Raw genomic sequence first — 19,128 nt, forward strand, 5'->3', positions numbered from 1 at the left:
GGATCAGTCTAAGCGGGACGACGCCGCACACGATGTGAAGCTGCCGTCAACCCCGGACCCGCCCCATCGCGTCGACACGCCGACGGGGAATGCTGGACGCCATGGCATCCGTTCTCTCCTCCATGAAGGCGATCACGTACTCCCAGCCCGGCGACTCCTCCGTCCTCTCGCTCGCAGAGCGACCACTGCCCGAACCCGCCGCGGGAGAGGTGCGCGTGCGCCTCACCGTGTCGGGCGTGAACCCGACCGACTGGAAGGCCCGCGCCACGACTGGCCGGCCCCTGCCCTTCGACGAGGTGACGCCCAACCAGGACGGAGCGGGAGTGGTGGATGCCGTCGGCGACGGCGTCGACACGCTCTCGGTGGGCCAGCGGGTGTGGGTGTACCTGGCGGCCCATCAGCGTCCGACCGGCACCGCCGCCGAGTACACCGTGCTCCCGGCCTCGCGTGCCGTGCCGCTTCCCGATGAGGCGTCGTTCGAGCTTGGGGCGAGCCTCGGCGTTCCCGCGATGACCGCGCACCGTGCGCTCACCGTGCACGAGGACGGCCCCTCGCGCCTCGCGCCCGGCGCGCTCACCGGCCGCACCGTTCTCGTGCAGGGTGGCGCCGGAGCCGTCGGTCACGCCGCGATCCAGCTCGCCGCCTGGGCGGGCGCCACCGTCATCGCCACGGTGAGCAGCGACGAGAAGGAGGCCCTGGCCCGCGCGGCCGGCGCGCACCACGTGCTGCAGTACCCGAGCGAGACGCTGGCCGATGGCATCCGGGAACTCGCCCCGAACGGCGTCGAGCACATCGTCGAGGTCGCGATCGCCGACAACGCCGGTCTCGACGTCGAGGTCGTCGCCAACCACGGGACCATCGGCTACTACGCCGACAACGGCGGCGCCGAGTTCACGGCGCGCGTGCGCGAGAGCTTCGCGAAGAACGTCCGCTGGCAGGGCCTGCTGCTGTACACGGTGGGGGAGCGGGCGCTGCTCGCCGCCGCGGAGGACGTCGCCGCGGCGGTCGCCGACGGCGCTCTGCCGGTCGGTGAGGACGCGGGTCTCCCGCTGACCTTCTTCGACCTGGGCGACACGGCCGCCGCGCATGACGCCGTCGAGCAGGGAGCTCTCGGGAAGGTCCTGATCCGCGTCGCCGATTGACCGGTTCTCGCGCAAGAGTCGCCAGGAATTGTCGCCTTGACGCGCCCCCAAGCGACAAAATCTGGCGACTCACGCGGAAGGACGGGCGGGGTCAGCGGGTGCGGGGGACGTAGCGAGGGACCCAGCGGATGAAGCCGGCCGCACCGAGGACGGCGATCAGCCCCATCGCGCCGACGCCGATCGACAGGGATGCCACGGCGGTCAGCGCCGACACGATGAGCGGGGCGACGGCGCCGCCGGCATCCGTCAGCGTGCGCCACGAGCCGAGGAACGCCGCGGGATCGGTGGGCGGCGCGATGTCCGCACCGAGGGTGAGCAGGATGCCGCTCGACAAGCCGTTGCCGACCCCCAGGACCGCGGCGAACATCGCGTACCACATGGCCGCCGACGCGAGATCGTGCGTGAACGACAGCGCGAGGAACCCGGACCCCATCAGCACCATCGCGGGGAGCGCCGCCCACAGCCGACCGAAGCGGTCCATCACCTGGCCGCTGGCGTAGAAGAGGGCGAAATCGATCGCCCCCGAGACGCCGACGACGACCGCGATCGTGCCGGCATCCAGTCCGAGCGACACACCCCACAACGGCAGGACCACCTGGCGGGCGGAGCGCACCGCCGACAGCGACGCCGCCGCGAGCCCGAGTCGCGCCAGCACGCCGCGGAAGCGCCACATCGTGCGGAAGACGCCCTCGCGTTCGACCGTGGGGATCGATCCGGTGACGGGCTCGCCGGTGTCTTCCGCGTCGCGCGAGTCGCCGCGGTGGCGCGGGGCGGGCGCCCCCACCGGCACCGCCTTCTCGGGGTCGGGGCCGAAGAACACCAGCAGGATCGTGGCGACCTGGCAGACGGCGAAGAAGACGATGGATGCCGTCTCGGCCCCGAAGATCGTCAGGAGCGCCGCCGACACGAACGGGCCGACGAACATGCCCAGGCGGAACGTGCCGCCCAGCAGCGACAGGGCGCGCGCCCGGAAGGTCAGGGGAACGCGCGTGGTCATGAACGAGTGACGGGCCAACGCGAACGAGGCTGCGCAGAAACCGATCAGGAACACCGCCGCGGTGAAGAACGCGAGCGACTGCGCGAAGACGATGCCCAGAAGCCCACCCAGCACCACGATGCCGGCCACACCCATCGTCAGGCGCTCGCCGAAGCGGGCGACGGCCCAGCCCGCGGGGATGTTGCCGCAGAGCTGGCCGACCACGAGGGCGGCGGCGACGAGCGCCGCGACGGCGACGTCGGCACCGAGGCGATTCGCGATCACGGGGATGAGGGGGATCACGGCGCCCTCGCCCAGCGCGAAGAGCAGGGTGGGGCCGTAGATCATCGGTGCGAAGCGCACCAGCACGTTCCGGGGAGAGTCGGCTGTCACCGTGTCCACGATAGGCTTGTCCGCAAATGCTCGAACTCGATTTGACCGCCGACATCCAGGCGCTGCGCTCGACCTTCGCCGATATCCAGGCCGTGGTCGACGTCGACGCACTCAAAGCCGACATCGAACGCCTCAGCGAAGAGGCCGGTGCCCCCGACCTCTGGGACGACGTCGACAACGCTCAGAAGGTCACCAGCCGTCTCAGCCACCGCCAGGCGGAGCTGAAGCGCGTCTCGGAGATCGAGCAGCGCCTCGACGACCTCGAGGTGCTGGTCGAGCTCGCGATCGAGATGGACGACGAGGAGTCAGCCGAAGAAGCGCGCCGCGAACTCGCTTCATTGAAAGACGTGATCGGCCAGCTCGAGGTGCAGACGCTCCTCGACGGCGAATACGACCCGCGCTCCGCGGTCGTGACGATCCGCTCCGGTGCCGGTGGCGACGACGCCACCGACTTCGCCGAGATGCTGTTGCGCATGTACCTGCGCTGGGCCGAGCGTCACAAGTACCCCGTGAAGGTCATGGACACCTCCTACGCCGAGGGCGCCGGCATCAAGTCGGCCACCTTCGAGGTCGACGTGCCCTATGCCTACGGCACGCTGTCGGTCGAGGCCGGCACGCACCGTCTCGCGCGCATCAGCCCCTTCGGCGGCGCCGACAAGCGCCAGACGAGTTTCGCCGCGGTCGAGGTCATCCCCGTCATGGAAGAGGCCGTCGAGGTCGACGTCCCCGAGGGCGACATCCGCGTTGACGTGTTCCGCTCCTCGGGCCCCGGCGGTCAGTCGGTCAACACGACCGACTCCGCCGTGCGCATCACGCACCTGCCCACGGGCCTGGTCGTCTCGATGCAGAACGAGAAGTCGCAGATCCAGAACCGCGCCGCCGCCATGCGCGTGCTGCAGACGCGCCTGCTCCTGCTCAAGCGCGAAGAAGAGGCCGCGAAGAAGAAGGAGCTCGCCGGCACGATCACGGCGAGCTGGGGCGACCAGATGCGCTCGTACTTCCTCTACGGCCAGCAGCTCGTGAAAGACCTGCGCACCGGCTATGAGGTCGGGAACCCGGCGGTGGTCTTCGACGGCGACCTCGACGGCCTGATCGCGGCCGGCATCCGCTGGCGCAAGCGCAAGGACGACGACGACTGACACGTCTCCCGATCCGACGGGAAGCCCTATGGATGCCGGCACCTCGGCATCCATAGGGCTTTCTCCGTTTCGCGACACGGCGCGTCCTGTCGGCCTGCCCGGGACCCGCGCTTAGGCTCATCGAGCCATGATCCGGTTCGAGAACGTCACCAAGCGGTATCGCGGCACCGCGAAGCCCGCCCTGAACGCCGTCGACTTCGAAGTGCAGCGCGGGGAGTTCGTCTTCCTCGTCGGCGCTTCGGGCTCCGGCAAATCGTCGTGCCTGCAGCTCATCCTGCGCGCCGAGACGCCCAGCGACGGTCGTGTCGTGGTGCTCGGTCGCGACCTGCGCACCCTGTCGAACCGCAAGGTTCCCTATTTCCGCCGCCACATCGGCTCGGTGTTCCAGGACTTCCGTCTGCTGCCGAACAAGACGGTGCACCAGAACGTCGCCTTCACCCTCCAGGTGACCGGCGCTTCGCGCGGCTTCATCCAGCAGGCGGTGCCCGAGGTGCTCGCGCTCGTCGGTCTCGACGGCAAAGAGAAGCGTCTCCCGCACGAGCTGTCGGGTGGAGAGCAGCAGCGCGTCGCGATCGCGCGCGCCCTCGTCAACCGCCCGCAGGTGCTGCTGGCCGACGAGCCGACCGGAAACCTCGACCCCGGAACGTCGATCGACATCATGCGGCTGCTGGCACGCATCAACGCCGGCGGGACGACCGTCGTCATGGCCACGCACGAGGCCGGCTTCGTCGACCAGATGCAGCGCCGCGTGATCGAACTGCGCGGCGGCGAGATGGTGCGCGACGAGCGTCACGGCGGCTACGGCGACACGTCGAGCCTGCCGCGTCTCGCCCCCGAGGTCGAGCGCGGTGCGGCGGCGGTCGCCGCCCTCACCGCGGTGCTCGAGGTACAGCGCGAGGTGACCGGGCTCACCGGCCCGGTCGAGCCGCTGCGCACGGAGGTCGCCCCGTCGACGCCGCGTACCGAGAGTGCCGCTCCCCGCGCCGCCGCTTCGCGGCAGGCGTCGGACGACGCGGCATCCGCCCCATCCGCCCCATCCGCCCCCGCGGAGGAGCCGAGCCGCGAGCCGAACACCAACACGCGCTCCGTGCCCGTCACCACGCCCGACGTCGACGCCCTCGGCCTCGCCGACCGTCTCGGGCTCGGCCGCACGACAGACCGCAACGACGAAGTGGGACCCACGTCATGAGGTTCGGGCTCATCCTCTCGGAGGCCTTCACCGGTCTCCGCCGCAACGCCTCGATGGTGATCTCGGTCATCCTCGTCACGTTCGTCTCGCTGACGTTCGTGGGCGCCGCGATGCTCATGCAGATGCAGATCGGCAAGATGCAGTCGTACTGGGCCGACCGTGCACAGGTCGCGGTGTTCATGTGCGCCACCTCCTCGAACGCCCCGTCCTGCACGGCGGGGGAGGCGGCCTCCCAGGAGCAGATCGACCAGGTGACGGCCACGCTGAACGGCCCGGCGCTCGCTCCCCTCATCCGCGACTACACGTTCCTCACCGCCGACCAAGTGTTCGAGAACGCGAAGCAGCAGCTGCCCGACGACATCCTGGGTGTCGTCACCGCCGACCAGTTCAACGCCACCTTCAACATCAACCTGGTGGACCAGAACCAATCCGACGTGATCGCGGAGGCGTTCGGCGGTCAGACGGGCGTCGAGTCCGTGACCGACCAGATGCAGTACCTCGAACCGCTCTTCCAGGCATTGACGGTGGCCACCTACGTCGCCGTCGGCATCGCCGGCCTCATGCTCATCGCCGCGGTTCTCCTCATAGCGACGACCATCCGTCTTTCGGCGTTCGCCCGACGGCGCGAGCTCGGCATCATGCGTCTGGTCGGGGCGTCCAACCGTTTCATCCAGACGCCGTTCGTCGTCGAGGGCGTGCTGGCGGCTCTCATCGGGTCGGCGCTCGCGAGCGTCGCGGTCTGGGCGATCGTGGGCGTCGGAGTCAACCAGTACCTACGCGACCGGATCAGCTTCATCACCTCGTGGGTCAACCTGGCCGACGTGGCCGTGGTCATCCCGGCGCTCGTCGTGATCGGTGTCATCCTGGCCGCGCTCAGCGCCAGCTTCGCGATCAGACGCTGGTTGCGCGCGTAGCACGCGCCGCCCGGTGGCGGGTGTTCCGGTAGACTGTACGGCTCTGTGTGCCCATGATCATGAGGAGGTGGCACCATGCCTCGTGAGCAGGGTGAGAAGCTCATCGCGTCGAACAAGAAGGCGCGCCACGACTACGCCATCGAGAAGACGTACGAAGCCGGTCTCGTGCTGACCGGTACCGAGGTGAAATCGCTGCGCCAGGGGCGCGCGAACCTCACCGACGGATACGCCTACATCGACGGTGGGCAGGCCTTCCTCGACGCCGTCCACATCCCCGAGTACTCGCAGGGGCACTGGACCAACCACTCCGCCAAGCGCACGCGCAAGCTCCTGCTGCACAAAGACGAGATCATCAAGCTCTCGCACGCGGTCGCGGCGGGCGGCTACACGCTCGTGCCGCTGCGGTTGTACTTCCTCGACGGTCGGGCGAAGGTCGAGATCGCGGTCGCCAAGGGCAAGCGCGAGTTCGAGAAGCGTCAGACCATCCGCGAGCGCGAAGACAAGCGCGAGGCCGAGCGGGCGATGCGCACCAAGAACCGCCTGGGCGAGTAGAGCCTCGTCGTCACTCGGCGCGGAAGCGTCCTTCGACCACCGAGGTCACCTCGATCTCAGGCGGCTGCAGGATGAACGACGGTCCACCGCCGGCTGATGCCGCCATCATGCGCGGGGCGAGCGGCTCGGGTTGTTCGGGCCGGATGCCGAGCAGCCCGGCATCCGCGATCTCGACCGCCGCCACCGACGACAGGCCCAGTGCGTCGGCGTACGCTGCGGCGCGTTCGACGGCGACGTGCACCGCTTCGGCCGCGACCTCGCGCTCGACCCGCGCACGCGTCGCGGGGGAGAGGCGCCACTCGACGGCGGTGACCTGCACGTCGTCGGACTCGGCGACGTCGCCCAGCCACCAGGAAAGTGCCCCGGCATCGGTGAACGTCGCCGACAGCTCGACGCTCGCGTGATGCACGAGCGGCAGCTGCGCCCCCTCGTTGTTCCACGGGCGGTCCGACCACACCGACACGCGCGCGCTCGACCACTCCGACACCTCCCCGGAACGGAGGTGCGCGACGAGGCCGTCCTGCACCGAGGCCGCGCGCTCCTGGGCCCGTTCGACGACCGGCCCACGGGCGGGGCCGTCGGTGGAGACCGTGACGCGCACCGCGGCCTCCTCGGCGCGGACGCGGGCGTTGCTCTCGCCCCGGACGGTGATGACGACGTCGCTCATGGCGTGAGCATAGACGAGGCATCGTGGAGGGCGCGGGGGATGCGTCGGGCGTTGGTGGCCCCGGGGCGTGCGGAGTGGCCCCGGGGCCACCGAGGCGCGGGGTGCTTCGGGCGCGGGTGGTTACGGCGTACGCGTCGAGCGTAGGTGGCCCCGGGGCGCGGAAAGTGGCCCCGGGGCCATGACGCGTGGGGTGCTTCGTGCGCGGGAGTCCGCGGGATCCGCGTCGGTCGTATGTGGCCCCGGGGCGCGCAAAGTGGCCACGGGGCCACGGGGCTACGGGGCCACGCAGGCGCCGAGCCGACGTTCCGACGCGAACGCGCAAGGGGCAGCGGGGAATGGCTGGAGTCGCTGATCCGTTATAGACTGTGACGCTCGGGTGCTCCGGCTCCCGAGATGGTAATTCAACAGTGTGACAACGGCCGCTCCTACACGGAGTTCCCGGGGCTGATCGGTTTCGACAGCGCCTGCGAACCCGCGAGCAGCGGGCCGAGGATGTGGGGTTATCTCGTAAACGCTCCCTGCAAACCAATAAGTGCCAATGCTAAGCGCACTGACTTCGCCCTCGCTGCCTAAGCGAGCCCGATAGTCCGTCAGACCGTGTGTGACCCCGCCACGGATCCTGGCGTCATTTAGGGGTCTTGCTGCGTGATGGCGTCTGGACGTCACGCGGGACTTTTCCCAGGCTGGGCTCGTCGACCTAGGTGTCTGTGACGAAGGTCGGAGCCGAGCAGAACGCTTTCACAGACTGCGCCCGGAGAAAACGCGGAGACCCAGCGTTGGACGGGGGTTCGATTCCCCCCAGCTCCACGAGCCGTTGTCACACGAGAAAGCCCCTGCTCCCGCCCGTTTCGGCGGGGGCAGGGGCTTTCTCCGTCTCAGGCAGCGGTGCGCGTGTGGATGTCGCTCTCGCCGGCGACGTCGTTCAGTTCGAGATAGAGGCGCCCCTCCGTGCGCGTGAGCGTGGCCGTGTTGCGGCGCTCGATCGCCTCGGCGAGGCGCTCGACGAAACCGGGGTCGAAGCTGTGCAGCAGCACGTCGTCCGCGCGGTGGATGCGCTTGCCGGCCCACGGTGCGGCGACCTTGTCGGGGTCGCGGTGCGTGTAGACGGCCACCCGCTCGGACTTCATGCTGCCGGTGTGCAGGCGGGCGGCATCCGGAGCCCCCACCTCGACCCAGGCGACGAGCGCCCCGGTCAGGTCGCGGACCATCACGGCGGGCTCGTCCGTGGCGGCGACGCCTTCGCTGAAGGCGATGCCCTCCTCGAACTCGAGGCAGTAGGCCAGCACGCGCGTCAACATGTACGGCGCGGTCTCGGAGGGATGCCGCGCGACGCGCAGCTGCAGTTCGTCGTAGACGCCGCGATCGACGTCGGAGAGCTGCACGGTGAACGTGTGAATGGTCGAGCCGATAGCCACGGGATACGAGCCTAGGCGGTCACGGCGACGGCGCCCGCCGGGCGGGTGTTGCCCGGGCTCTCACGGGACGTCTAGCGTCGAGGGATGCCAGATCCCCGCGCCTCGCGTATCGACGTCGGTCCGTTCCACCTCGAGCCCACACCCGACGCCGCGACCTGGACCGCCTCACCGCGGAACGGCGCCGGGCCGGCGGCATCCGGGATCACCGGCGGGTGGAGCGACTGGGTCGCTTTCGCTCAGCGGGTGCTGCGGGCCGACGAGCTGTGGCGCGGTCTCGAGGCGCGCGGGGACGCCTGGGATGAGGGGTTCGCCGCCGCGCGGGACGCCGCCGCGGTCAACCCGTACCGGTGATCGAGGGTCAGCGCGGGCTGTCGACGAGTAGCAGGCTCTGCCGGGTGTCAGCGAATTTCACCCAGCCGTCGCCGAAGAGGTAGGTCAGGCCGTAACCGTCCACACCGCGACCGCCGAGCCATTCCGGGTTCTCGGTGACGTAGGTGCCTTCGTCCTCCCGCTCGACCTTCCACCCCGAGGCGGTGAGCTCCTTCTCGGCCGCGGCGGCCTCGGCGTCGTCGATCGGCGCCCATCCGAAGATCTGCACGCGATCGGACGCGACGTTCTGGTCGCCCCACTTGCACTGGATGCCGTCATCGAGCGCGGTCGCGCCGATGCGGAACGGCTCCTGCTGGTAGCTCCAGCCGAGGCTCGCGAAGTCATCGGCGGTGGCCTGCGGGATGATGTTCTCGCAGGTCGGGGCCGGCGCCTCGGTCTCGGATTTCGGCGTCGCCGTGGTCGCGGGCGCGTCGATCGCGGGGCCCGTGGCGGTGGCGGCGACGCTCGGCGCGGCGTCCGGGCCCGCGGTGCTCGAACAGCCCGCGAGGGCGAGTACGGCCGTGAGAGCGGCGGAAGCGGCGAGCTGCGGTCGGCGCGGCGACGTCATCGGTCGTCCTCCTCGTGCAGGAGCGTCAGGAAAGCGTCGTGCAGCACGCCGTTCGTCGCGAGGGAGGACTCGGCATCCAGACGATCGGTGCCGTCGAAGGCGGTGAACCGTCCACCGGCCTCGCGGACGATCGGGGCGATGGCGGCGATGTCGTACTCCTTGACGCCGAACTCCGCGACGAGTTCGAGCCGGCCCTCCGCGAGCCACATGTACGGCAGGGCGTCGCCGTAGGCGCGGTCGCGCCAGACGGCGCGAGTGAGTTTCTCGAGGGTGGGGACGAGGTCGACGTCGTCCCACTGCTCGATGCTCTGGAAGCTGATGCTGGACGCCGCGATCTCGTCGATGCCCGAGACGCGGATGCGGCGGGTCTCGCCGGCCGCAGTGGTGGTCCAGGCGCCCTGGCCGGTGGCCGCCCACCAGCGGCGTCCGATCGCGGGCTGACTCACGACCCCGACCACCGGGACGCCGTCAACCGTGAGCGCGATCAGCGTCGACCACACGGGGATCCCGCGCATGTAGTTGTGGGTGCCGTCGATCGGGTCGATCACCCAGCGTCGGGACGTGTCGCCCGACGACCCGTACTCCTCCCCGAGGATGCCGTCGTCCGGACGCTCGGCGTCGAGGATGCGCCGGATTGCCCGCTCGGTCTCGAGATCCGCCTCGGTGACGTGCGTGCGGTCCGGCTTGGTGTCGATCCGCAGGTCGGCCGCGTCGAAGCGCGCCATCGCGACGGCGTCCGCCGCATCGGCGAGCCGGAGGGCGAGGGCGAGGTCGTCGGTCGGCTCCGCGGGGCGCGCAGCAGGCTCTTCGGTGGGGGGCACGGCTCCAGGATAACCGCGCCACCCCAGCCGATTTGGCGCGTGTGCGTCATCCCTGGTAACGTAATTCCTCGGTTCGGAAAGAGATTCTCGGGCCGAAACGGAACGCACCTCTAGCTCAATCGGCAGAGCAACTGACTCTTAATCAGTGGGTTCTGGGTTCGAGTCCCAGGGGGTGCACCACAAAGAAACCCCCGGTTAGACGCCCAAAGCGTGACCGGGGGTTTCTTGCTGTCTGCGACAGTCTCGCCGCGATGCTAGCTGATTGCTAGCTGACGTCCTGAGATCGGGTCGTCTCGAGGGTGCGCGGGCGCGACGGGATCAGCGCGGTAGCCGCCTCGGCGTCGGCTCGGGCGGCGCTTTCGACGAGGTGCCCGTACAGGTCCGAGCTGACCGTGATCGACGAGTGCCCCAATCGGCGCTGCACGGCTTGTAGGCCGCGACCGGATGCCAGCAGGATCGAGGCGTGGAGGTGGCGCAGGGAGTGGAACGTCACCGCCGGCAACGGCGTGCCGGTGAGGTGCGCGTCCGCGCGGATGAGAGCGAGCCGCCGAGCGCCCATGCCGTGGGAGCGGGCGAGTCGCTCCAGCTCGGCGGCATCCGTCTCGGCTGACAGCTGCGCGACGCGCAACTCCTCGTTGAACCGGCGGATCGCGCGGGGGAGCGCTCGCGTCAGCTGCTCGGGGATGAGCGGCGAGCCGTCTTCGTTCGTGAAGACGAGCGCGGCGTCGTTCTGGTAATCCGAGCCCCAGGCTCGGGCGTCGCGCGCCTGCTGCGCCTGGACGCCGCGGAGGGTATCGACCGTGCGCTCATCCAGCATGACCACGCGCCCCTCTCCCGCCGCCGTCTTCGGCGCACCCACGATGACCTCACGCCCGACCTGCACGGCCTGCTGAGCGACGACGAGCCGACCCGCGGAGAGGTCGACGTCGATCCAGCGCAGGCCCGCGAGCTCGCCGCGGCGCAGACCTGTCGCCGCCGCCGCCCAGAACACCGGCGCCATACGCTCGCCGCGGTCGGTCATCCAGTCGACGAGGCGGGCGAACTGCTCGGGCTGCAGCATGGTCCGACGCGTCTTCGGGGCGCGTACGGCGTCCCGGCGGCGCGTGGGGTCGTCGGCGATCATGCCGCGTCGGAATGCGTCCCGCACGGCGCTCTGCATCACCGCGAACACGCGGGCGTGTGTGGTCGCCTTCCCCGGCAGGGTCCTGTGCAGGTGCCGCTCGAGGTCGTCGAGGGTGTCGGCCGTCACGTCGCGCAGACGCTCCCCGCCGATCGCGTCCCGGATCACGACAGCGAGCCGCCGGTACTCGGCGAGTGTCGCGGGGCGCAGAGCGTTCGATCCCTCCGAACGACGCGCGAGCCACGAGTCGAGCCAGTCGCCCAGGGTCTCGCCGCGGCGGGCAGCGGACGGTGCGCGTCGGAGGGTGTCGACAGCTTCGGCGCGCGCCCGGAGCGCTGCAGATCGCGAGGTGTAGCCACTGCCGGTCGCCTGGACGCGCTTGCCTGCACGAACGGCGCTCGCCGCGAAGGACCACGGGCAGTGGCATGCCGTCTTGCCGTCGGGGCGTATGCGGTGCGCGCACTTCGCGCCGTGCTCACGCGGGCACCGGCAGCCTTCACCGCTGCATCCGGGGGAGTGTGTGCGGTCGCAGTCGCATGCGGTGTGCCGCTGCGAGACGCCGCCGCCGGTTCGGGTGTTCGGGGTCATCACGATTCCTTCGTGGTCGAGGTCTTGCGGGGGCGTCCGCGCCTGCCGGTCAGCTCGGGGAGCAGGCTGACGCCGTCGGGCCCCGTCGTCTCCCTTGCGGCGGTCGCCCACCGTCGGGCGGTCATGTAGGAGACGTGCCAGAGGTTCGCCGCGACCCATTCGAGAGATCGCCCCGCCTGCAGAGCGAGTCGCACGTCGGACGCCACAACGGAAAGCGGTGGCCGGCCGGACTGCCGAATCAGTTCGGTGAGTTCCAGGTCGTGCCAGCCGGCGCTGACCGCGCGGCTCTCGTCGGCACTGAGGCCCTGTTGCCACGCCTCGCGGCGGCGCAAATACGCGGCGGCGAGGGCGACAAGCTCGGCGTCCGAGATCCAGGTGACATGAGCGAACGCTCCGCGAATCGGCGCCCGCCATGCTGAGGTGAGTGCTGGGTTCGCGGTGTTGTGATCGTCGAGGGTGACGACGTAGCTACCGCCTCCGTCGTGATCCACGATGCGCACGCCGAGAACGTCGGCCCGGCCCGGTTGCCAATCAGTTCCGTCGAAGATCGGGGCCGGCCCGCCGAATGCCTCGTGCGAGATGGCGACGCGGATCGATGACACGCGGCGACCTGACTGTGCGGGTCGGGCCGCCGCGATTGTCTCGGAATTGTTCATCGGGGTAGAACACTTTCTAAGTGGACTAATTGATCACTGTTCGACCACGGTAGCAGTATGACGAACACCGACACCACACCACGGCGGACAAGTCGCCTCGCTGATCTGCGGGCCCTACCCCCGACCGTCACCATCCCCGTCGCGGGCAGGATCGGCTGGGGACTCTCCCGCGCCGCCGCCTACCAGCTGCACCAAGCCGGCGCGTTCCCGTGCGCCGTTGTCAAGGTCGGCGCCCGCTTTCACGTCCGCACCGCCGACCTCGCTCGCGGACTCGGAATCGACCCCGCACTGCTCCTCGCCGAGGGGGCCTCGGTCAACGAACGGGCCGAGCCATGAGACGCAGCGGTGACGGTCTGCGTGACCTCGTCGCGTTGCTCGCCGTGCTGGGAGTCGTCCTCACCGGGATGATCATCGGTGCCGCGCTCGTCGCGGGACTGATCGTCCGATGAGCGGCGCGAGCGTGGACGCCCCCACAAAGAGCACACGCGCCGAGGTTCACATCTCCGAGGCGGCAGACGGCGGCATCCTCGCTCGGTTCCCGTTCGATTGCGCCGCGGTCGACGCGATCAAGGCCGCGCGCACAGGTGACACATGGGCCGCATGGCTCGACAACGTCGGAGCTTGGCAGGTGCCCCGCACGATGTGGCGCCGGGTCGAGCAGCGCCTGCGCGCTCTCGGCTACTCGATCGTTCACCTCTCCCAGCCGGACCAGGAAGCCGAGGAGGCACCATGACTTGGACAAGACTCAGCGACGGGTTCGCGGACTCTCCGCGCGTCATGGCCCTGTCCGATGGCGCCTTTCGGGCGCACGTGACGGCGCTGATCTGGTCGAATCGTCAGCTCACTGACGGGGTCGTGCCAGCGAATGCTGTGCGCCTGTTCACGAGCAGCCCGGACCCGTCCGGCATCGTGCGTGAGCTGGTGAGCTCCGGCCTCTGGGCCGAGGGCGACGGGGTCTACCAGCTCGACTGGACCGAGCAGGAATCGGCCGCCGCCGTGACCGAGCGTCGAGACGCAAATGCAGCGCGCGTGAAGAAGCACCGCGACCGTCAGCGGCGTCACGGACTCGGCGATCACTCGCTCTGCGATCGGTGTAACGCATTACGTGCACCGTTAGCAACGCCGTTAGTAACCCCGCCAGTAACCCCCCTCCCGTCCCGACCCGTCCCGACCCATAGGGAGGGACGGGGAAGGGACGTGCACGAGGTGCACGATTTCGAGCGAGTCGACGACGACGGGGCGGCTCTCGCTACGCCCCAAGGGGCTCCGCTGCCGCCGCCTGCTGAGAAGAAGGTGGCGGGGTTCTGGGGCACGGTCCCCCTCCCAGAGGAGGGCCACCAGTCATGACCGGCGAACTGATCCCCGAGGACCTCAAGGGGCGGCTCGCCGAGAGATTCCACGAACTACGAGAAGGGCACACTCCATGAGCACCAACACCCCGCGTCCCCGGGCTCCACGCCTCGACACCGTCGCGCCGAACTACGCCCGGATCCAGAACGCGCGCACGGCACTGAACGCGATCACCGAGGCGGGCGCTCGCCCGGCGCTGAGCGCTGTCCGCGCCGATCTCGCGGCGACGCTCGGGGAGGCGCGAGCGCGGCGCACGTGGGAGCGTCTCGTTGCTGCCGGTGCTGTCTTCGAGCGCGTGCGGCCCATGTCCGTTACGACGGTCGAGGTAAATCGGGCCCGGTTCGATCGCTACATCGCCGCGGAGAAGGCCGCGCCGCTCGAGTCCCTGCGCGGGGCGCGGCGATGAGCTCCGCGAAGGCTGGCGCCTCACCGTCGCACGTCGAGGTCGAGCGCCACGCGGGCGCGCCCGTCGCTCCGCGCACGGCTGCCGTGCTGCGGGTGCTGGCATCCCGTGCCAACGCGAAGGGTCGTGCCGCGCTCGACTGCGACGAGATGTCGAGGATCACCGGGCTCGACGCGCTCGACGTCGAGATCGGCCTCGCGGTCGCCCAAGGTCGTGGCGTCATCGAGCGCGTCCGCCTCACCGAGGTCAGCCCCGGGCGCATCGTGCTCTCCGCGCACTTCGCGGGGCTCTCGTGAACGCCGGCCGTCCGGTGGGGCCGACGCTCGAAGAGCTTCGGGCGGACCTCATCGCCGAGCTGCAGCGCCATCCGCTCCTGACCAGAGGCGCGGTCGTGATGCGCTCGGACCTCGCGACCGCTCTCGGCGTGGACGCCGAGACGGTCGAGCAGCTCACCACGCACACCCTCGCAGCCGGCTATCTGGCTGCCGCGACGTGGATCACCCCCACAGACGGCGAGGACGCGGCCCTGGTCGCCCTCCTCGCCTCCACAGACGCCCGGCTGGTCCCCGGGTAGGGCGGGGAAGCCGGGCGTTTGGAGGAACGCCCGGTGGGGCTCGCTCAGTCGGGGGCGGCGTGAGGGCATCCGCCGCCCCCGACCCTCAAACCACACACCACACGAAGGAGAAACATCATGGCATCTGGCCCCACACTCGAGGTTCCGGCCCCGAAGCGAGCACCGCGCGAAGGCGGCATCTTCACCGTCGCCGAGGTGCGCCCGAACGACCGCCTGGCGCACGTGGAAGCGATCGTCTTCCAGAGCGACGGAAACGACTTCGCGCACACCGAAGAGAGCCGTTGCTACGCGGTCCAGCCGGTCGCGGACAAGACATTCGACGTGACCGAGATCATCGAGGGTCTCGGCACGCCGTTCACGATCTACGCCGGGGTGAAGTGCTTCGAGGCACCCGACCCGGATGAGGTCGAGCGGGCACGTCGCGCCCTCGAAACCGGACGCGAGCGCGTCATCGAGGGCCGCCTCGCCGCCTGGGCGGCCGGCGGGACCACCCTCGCGCCGGGTGCCACGGCACGCGCCGCGGTCGGTCGCGTCGATCAGGCTCTCGACGACGGCTACGTAGCCCGCGGCGTGATCCTGATCTCGCGCTTCGACGCCGCGGATGCCGGCCTCGAGTATGCCGAAGGGGAGCCGCTGCGCACGAAGACTGGAACGCCGGTCATCGCGTCCGGTCGAGTCGCCCCGGGCACGGTCTACGGCCTGGGCGCCGTCACCGTCGAGCACGGCGAGATCGTCGAGCGCGACGTCCACCAGGTCCGATACAACCGGCACTGGGCCCTCGTTGAGCAGCCGCACGCGCTCATTGTCGACGCCGAGTTCCGCGTCTCCGCCGCCATCACCAACGCCTGACCAAGGGAACGGACATCATGACGAAGCAGAACACCCCGTCCAGCGCCGACGAGCTGGCCCGCGCCCGTGCGGTCGTCGCGGGCGTCGAGCGCGAGGCGGTCGAGCGACCGCGCGCCGTGTGCGCCATGTGCGGCGGCATCGTCCGCGCCGGTCGCGATCTCGTCACCGGGGAGCCGACCATTGCGGACCGCCGCCTCGACCTCGAGCGCAAGCACGCGGGTCTTCCCGCGCTGCACGGCTGGCAGAGGCGGCACGAGGCATGTATCGACGGCCCCGCCATGGTGCGCGCGATCACCGGGCGTAAGGTCTCGCCCGCGGTCGCGAACGCCGCGCTGAACGCTGCCAATCCGCCGATTCCGGGGGGCGATCCCCAGGCGCCTCTGCCGCTGTATGCCGAGCTTCGGTCCGGCCACGTCGAGAACTTCGCCAGCTGGAACGGCAAGGCCTGGGGCCACCTCAGCAGCGAGGAGCGCCGCGCGTTCGCCGAGACGGTCGACGACGAGGCGCGCGAGTACCGTCTCCGCAACGAAGATCACCGCTGCCTCGACGGAGCGTGCGGTTTCTGCGGCGTCGCGCTCGCGCGGAAGTGGTACGAATCCCGCCTGAAGTGGTCGGACGGCACCCCCGCTCCCGCGTGCGGCGCCTGCTACTCCGTCGCTCGACGTCGCCCGGACACCCGCGACATGAGGGCGCTGCGACGGATCGGCATCGAGGCGCTCAGCGGGGCGAGCGGCGCCGGCCTCGATGAGTACCTCGGAGACGACATGCGGCTCTATGTCGAGGTTGCCGGAGGTGACCACTCGGGAACGGCCGAGCCGTGGACGTTCGCGCCGGAAGCCCTCGAAGATGTGCGCGAGGCCGCCCGCCTGGCGCTGCCCTGGTCGCTGCCGGAGCCGCTGCGCACCGAGTACCGCGCGAAGGTAGCGGCCGCGCGTGAGGCTAGCCGCCAGCGTGCCGCCGAGAAGCGGGAAGCCGAGCGCCGCGTCGAGCTCGCCGGCTGGGCCGGCTGACACCAGCACCGCCAGAGGCCCCCGGCCGCCCACACGGCGCCGGGGGCCTCTGGCGTGTCAGCCCTCGATCACGTCCGCATCGAGCACGTCGTCATCCCAGATGCTCGCCTCGATCGCAGCGCCACCCTGAGCGACGAGCAGCAGATCGACCATGCGCGCCAACTCGGCGTTGTCCGAGTTCACGAGGACCTGCGTCGGCGCGTCGAGCCCATCCATCGCCGCCGCGCGCTGAGCGATCGCCGTGCCCGCGCGCAACGCCCCCGGCTTGCCGATCTCGGCGTCCCGAGCCGCGTACCTCCACAGCAGCTCCATCCGCTGCCGCCACAGGTCGCGCAGATCATCCCGCTCGACGACGGGAAGCGCGCCGAAGTAGTTCTTCACCCCACGGCAGGCCGTCGCGGCATCCGCGTAGCCCGCCAGCTGCGCCGCCTCATCCCACGTCGAGCCGGACACGCGAGCAGTCCACGCCCGCTGCGCCCTCTGTGCTGCGTCAGCACGGACGACGGCGGAGGGCCTGGGCCCCTCGGTTTGCATTTGGTTGGCATCCCCACTCATGCGAGCAGGGTACCCCCTGGGGGTATCGCTTCAGGCTGTCGGTCGTCGGTCACGCGGGAGTGCGCCCTCATGTCGCCCTCGGGAGCTCTATCGTGGCGCTCGTGACTGTTCTCGGTTTCCTGGCGGCGCTGGTCCCCATCATCGGCTCGTTATGGGCGGGCGGATGGTTCATCGCTGATCAGGTCGAGGCGCGGCGGGAGTATCGAGTGCGGATGCGTGTCGCGAACATGGTCGAGGAGCGGATGCAGCGATCGTACGAGCTGCCCTCGGGAAGCCCAGAGCATCATCGGGCCCAGCGGAACGCTCGGGAGTTCGGCGAGATGATGTTGCGCGTGCACGGAGTGAGCCTCAGCGAAGCGAGCTATACGAGCATGGAAGTTGAGGCGGCGATGACTCATCCTGTCGAGTCGGCAAGTGAGCTTCGGCGCCAGTGGCTCGTGCTCGGTTCGGCCGTCGCGGGGCTCGTGTTCCTGGCGCTCGATCTCATCTAGTAGTCGCGCGCTCAGCGCCACTCTCGCGCGTCGAGCGGTGCGGGCGGGTCCTCGGGCGCTCTCGGCGTTTTCTCGCGCAGGTGAGGCGCACGGCCTGCGCCAAGGAGGGTTTCACCCCTAGGGGTGACTCAGATCGCGATCTTCCAATCGGGTCGTGTCCATTGCGCCGGCCATCGACCGCCAGGACGGCCGGTGCATTCGAATCGGCGGGGGTAGGGGGGTGAGTCAAGGGCTATCCCCGTGGCTAGCTGCGCGCTAGCTAACTGCTAGCAAACGGAGGTCTACTCAACCGTCATCAGGTGAGCACCTCCGACCGGCTCGACACCAGTCGTGGAGCGGGATCGCGGACGTTCCGCGCACGCCGCCGTGACGACGGATATACACCGCTCATCTCACTCTTAATCAGTGGGTTCTGGGTTCGAGTCCCAGGGGGTGCACCAATCGAAAAGGCCCGGGCAACCGGGCCTTTTCTGTGTCTGGCGGGGTGGTGCTCGGCGGAAGCTCGCAAAGACCGACGCCCGAACGCAAGGCCTCGGGTTCTGCGGCTGCCGCCGATAACGTGCCGTCGTGGACTCACGGCAGAGCGACGACCGGACGGCGCTGTACGACGTGTCTCGAATCGCGGAGATGGCCGACGCCGATCTCGGCGAACGGCGGCGCGCACTGCTGCGGATCGAACGCGCGGAATTCCACGAGCACCTGAGCTCGCGGTCGTTCCTGGGCACCGTCTCCCATTCCGTGAACCCGGCTCTCGACGATGCGCGGTGGGCCGTCGAGAAGGAGATGAAGCGGCGCGGCATCTGGCCGCCTCGCGATGCCGAGTGATGTGCTGGCAACCATGACGGAGCGCTGCTACTGATGGCCGACGACGAGATCTGGGACGTCACCGACATCCACGGAACGCCCACCGGCGCCCTCCACCGCCGGGGCGACGGCCCCGTGCCCGTCGGGTCGTTCCACGTCGTGGCATCCGTGTGTCTCGTGTCGACGACCGGGCGCGTGCTGCTCAGCCGGCGCGCTGAGGGCAAGGACTACCCGCTGGCGTGGGAGTTCCCGGCCGGAAGCGCGCTGCGCGGCGAGACGAGCCGCGCCGGCGCCCGTCGCGAGCTCGAAGAGGAGACGGGCATCGCCGTTGCGCCGGACGATCTCGTGCTCGTCGGTCGCGTCGTCGAGGAGCGCGCCCTGTTCGACCTGTGGTCGGCCCCGGTCGACGGCGAGCCGGAGCCCGCACCCGATCCGGAGGAGGTTCTGGATGCCGAATGGGTCGGCCTCGACGAGGTGTACCGCCGGTGGAAGGCCGGCGTCTTCGCGACGCCGTGGAACGCCCGCTTCGACCAGCTGTGGGACGTGCTGAGCGAGCGGGTGGCGTCCAGCGGGGGCTAGGGCG

The 19,128-nt window shown here is 70.0% G+C and carries 24 protein-coding genes, 1 tRNA gene and 1 other RNA gene; 18 read left to right on the forward strand and 8 right to left on the reverse strand.

What is annotated here, in order from left to right; all coding sequences use genetic code 11:
• The first annotated feature begins 122 nt into the window (after positions 1-122).
• Entirely contained in the window at positions 123-1,142 is a 1,020-nt protein-coding gene (locus Q9R20_RS12290) for an NADPH:quinone reductase (protein WP_311249845.1), read from the forward strand.
• A 91-nt stretch (positions 1,143-1,233) separates the two neighbouring features.
• On the opposite strand, the gene Q9R20_RS12295 is transcribed toward Q9R20_RS12290, so the two are convergent.
• Positions 1,234-2,466, reverse strand: coding sequence for an MFS transporter (locus Q9R20_RS12295; protein ID WP_311249846.1), 1,233 nt, complete (start codon positions 2,464-2,466; stop codon positions 1,234-1,236).
• Positions 2,467-2,537: 71 nt separating this feature from the next.
• Between Q9R20_RS12295 and prfB the strand changes: the two genes are divergently transcribed.
• The 4 genes from prfB (at position 2,538) to smpB (ending at position 6,305) form a co-directional block, all read left to right on the forward strand.
• The gene (gene prfB / locus Q9R20_RS12300) at positions 2,538-3,650 is read left to right on the forward strand and encodes a peptide chain release factor 2 (RefSeq protein ID WP_311249607.1); all 1,113 of its coding nucleotides are present in this window, start codon (positions 2,538-2,540) and stop codon (positions 3,648-3,650) included.
• Positions 3,651-3,777: 127 nt separating this feature from the next.
• Positions 3,778-4,839: a cell division ATP-binding protein FtsE gene (gene ftsE, locus Q9R20_RS12305; protein WP_311249608.1), complete on the forward strand. Its 1,062-nt coding sequence runs from the start codon at positions 3,778-3,780 to the stop codon at positions 4,837-4,839.
• Positions 4,836-5,753 (forward strand): permease-like cell division protein FtsX, encoded by a 918-nt coding sequence (ftsX, locus tag Q9R20_RS12310; RefSeq protein ID WP_311249609.1) that lies wholly within the window; start codon positions 4,836-4,838, stop codon positions 5,751-5,753. The genes ftsE and ftsX overlap by 4 nt, the downstream gene beginning before the upstream one ends.
• A 75-nt stretch (positions 5,754-5,828) precedes the next feature.
• The gene (gene smpB / locus Q9R20_RS12315; protein WP_311249610.1) at positions 5,829-6,305 is read left to right on the forward strand and encodes an SsrA-binding protein SmpB; all 477 of its coding nucleotides are present in this window, start codon (positions 5,829-5,831) and stop codon (positions 6,303-6,305) included.
• Positions 6,306-6,315: 10 nt separating this feature from the next.
• Here the strand turns inward: smpB and Q9R20_RS12320 are convergent, their stop codons facing one another.
• On the reverse strand, positions 6,316-6,972 hold the full coding sequence (locus Q9R20_RS12320) for an SIMPL domain-containing protein (RefSeq protein WP_311249611.1): 657 nt from the start codon (positions 6,970-6,972) through the stop codon (positions 6,316-6,318).
• A 440-nt stretch (positions 6,973-7,412) separates the two neighbouring features.
• Here Q9R20_RS12320 and ssrA point away from each other — a divergent pair.
• Positions 7,413-7,782, forward strand: a transfer-messenger RNA (tmRNA) gene (gene ssrA / locus Q9R20_RS12325).
• A gap of 65 nt (positions 7,783-7,847) precedes the next feature.
• Here ssrA and Q9R20_RS12330 read toward each other — a convergent pair.
• Positions 7,848-8,387, reverse strand: a complete 540-nt coding sequence (locus Q9R20_RS12330; protein ID WP_311249612.1) for a YaeQ family protein — start codon at positions 8,385-8,387, stop codon at positions 7,848-7,850.
• A gap of 84 nt (positions 8,388-8,471) precedes the next feature.
• Here Q9R20_RS12330 and Q9R20_RS12335 point away from each other — a divergent pair, with 84 nt between their 5' ends.
• Positions 8,472-8,738, forward strand: a complete 267-nt coding sequence (locus Q9R20_RS12335; protein ID WP_311249613.1) for a hypothetical protein — start codon at positions 8,472-8,474, stop codon at positions 8,736-8,738.
• 7 nt (positions 8,739-8,745) lie between these two features.
• On the opposite strand, the gene Q9R20_RS12340 is transcribed toward Q9R20_RS12335, so the two are convergent.
• A complete protein-coding gene (locus Q9R20_RS12340) occupies positions 8,746-9,324 on the reverse strand; it encodes a hypothetical protein (RefSeq protein ID WP_311249614.1) in 579 nt (192 codons plus the stop codon).
• On the reverse strand, positions 9,321-10,145 hold the full coding sequence (locus tag Q9R20_RS12345; RefSeq protein ID WP_311249615.1) for an inositol monophosphatase family protein: 825 nt from the start codon (positions 10,143-10,145) through the stop codon (positions 9,321-9,323). Before Q9R20_RS12345 ends, Q9R20_RS12340 begins: the two co-directional genes overlap by 4 nt.
• Positions 10,146-10,249: 104 nt before the next feature.
• On the opposite strand from Q9R20_RS12345, the gene Q9R20_RS12350 reads away from it, so the two are divergent.
• Positions 10,250-10,325, forward strand: a tRNA-Lys gene (locus Q9R20_RS12350).
• A gap of 85 nt (positions 10,326-10,410) precedes the next feature.
• Here Q9R20_RS12350 and Q9R20_RS12355 read toward each other — a convergent pair.
• A complete protein-coding gene (locus tag Q9R20_RS12355) occupies positions 10,411-11,853 on the reverse strand; it encodes a site-specific integrase (RefSeq protein WP_311249616.1) in 1,443 nt (480 codons plus the stop codon).
• Positions 11,853-12,455, reverse strand: coding sequence for a hypothetical protein (locus Q9R20_RS12360; RefSeq protein ID WP_311249617.1), 603 nt, complete (start codon positions 12,453-12,455; stop codon positions 11,853-11,855). The genes Q9R20_RS12355 and Q9R20_RS12360 overlap by 1 nt, the downstream gene beginning before the upstream one ends.
• A gap of 111 nt (positions 12,456-12,566) precedes the next feature.
• Between Q9R20_RS12360 and Q9R20_RS12365 the strand changes: the two genes are divergently transcribed.
• From Q9R20_RS12365 to Q9R20_RS12395, 7 genes are all read left to right on the forward strand, one after another.
• Positions 12,567-12,845: a hypothetical protein gene (locus tag Q9R20_RS12365; protein ID WP_311249618.1), complete on the forward strand. Its 279-nt coding sequence runs from the start codon at positions 12,567-12,569 to the stop codon at positions 12,843-12,845.
• Positions 12,846-12,954: 109 nt separating this feature from the next.
• Positions 12,955-13,242, forward strand: a complete 288-nt coding sequence (locus Q9R20_RS12370) for a hypothetical protein (protein WP_311249619.1) — start codon at positions 12,955-12,957, stop codon at positions 13,240-13,242.
• Positions 13,243-13,932: 690 nt separating this feature from the next.
• Complete coding sequence (locus Q9R20_RS12375; protein WP_311249620.1) at positions 13,933-14,265, forward strand: hypothetical protein; 333 nt, start codon at positions 13,933-13,935, stop codon at positions 14,263-14,265.
• On the forward strand, positions 14,262-14,558 hold the full coding sequence (locus Q9R20_RS12380; protein ID WP_311249621.1) for a hypothetical protein: 297 nt from the start codon (positions 14,262-14,264) through the stop codon (positions 14,556-14,558). The genes Q9R20_RS12375 and Q9R20_RS12380 overlap by 4 nt, the downstream gene beginning before the upstream one ends.
• Entirely contained in the window at positions 14,555-14,836 is a 282-nt protein-coding gene (locus Q9R20_RS12385) for a hypothetical protein (RefSeq protein WP_311249622.1), read from the forward strand. Before Q9R20_RS12380 ends, Q9R20_RS12385 begins: the two co-directional genes overlap by 4 nt.
• Before the next feature lie 117 nt (positions 14,837-14,953).
• Positions 14,954-15,685: a hypothetical protein gene (locus Q9R20_RS12390; protein WP_311249623.1), complete on the forward strand. Its 732-nt coding sequence runs from the start codon at positions 14,954-14,956 to the stop codon at positions 15,683-15,685.
• A gap of 17 nt (positions 15,686-15,702) precedes the next feature.
• Positions 15,703-16,695 carry a hypothetical protein gene (locus tag Q9R20_RS12395; protein ID WP_311249624.1) on the forward strand — a complete coding sequence of 331 codons (993 nt, stop codon included), beginning with the start codon at positions 15,703-15,705 and terminating at the stop codon, positions 16,693-16,695.
• Between the two features lie 57 nt (positions 16,696-16,752).
• Here the strand turns inward: Q9R20_RS12395 and Q9R20_RS12400 are convergent, their stop codons facing one another.
• Positions 16,753-17,148, reverse strand: coding sequence for a hypothetical protein (locus Q9R20_RS12400; protein WP_311249625.1), 396 nt, complete (start codon positions 17,146-17,148; stop codon positions 16,753-16,755).
• 203 nt (positions 17,149-17,351) lie between these two features.
• On the opposite strand from Q9R20_RS12400, the gene Q9R20_RS12405 reads away from it, so the two are divergent.
• The 3 genes from Q9R20_RS12405 (at position 17,352) to Q9R20_RS12415 (ending at position 19,124) form a co-directional block, all read left to right on the forward strand.
• Positions 17,352-17,741, forward strand: coding sequence for a hypothetical protein (locus tag Q9R20_RS12405; protein WP_311249626.1), 390 nt, complete (start codon positions 17,352-17,354; stop codon positions 17,739-17,741).
• Between the two features lie 567 nt (positions 17,742-18,308).
• Positions 18,309-18,566, forward strand: coding sequence for a hypothetical protein (locus Q9R20_RS12410; RefSeq protein WP_311249627.1), 258 nt, complete (start codon positions 18,309-18,311; stop codon positions 18,564-18,566).
• Positions 18,567-18,599: 33 nt separating this feature from the next.
• Positions 18,600-19,124 carry an NUDIX domain-containing protein gene (locus tag Q9R20_RS12415; protein ID WP_311249628.1) on the forward strand — a complete coding sequence of 175 codons (525 nt, stop codon included), beginning with the start codon at positions 18,600-18,602 and terminating at the stop codon, positions 19,122-19,124.
• Positions 19,125-19,128 lie beyond the last annotated feature (4 nt).

The sequence above is a fragment of the Microbacterium sp. PRF11 genome (genome assembly GCF_031844085.1).
Classification (GTDB): Bacteria; Actinomycetota; Actinomycetes; order Actinomycetales; family Microbacteriaceae; genus Microbacterium.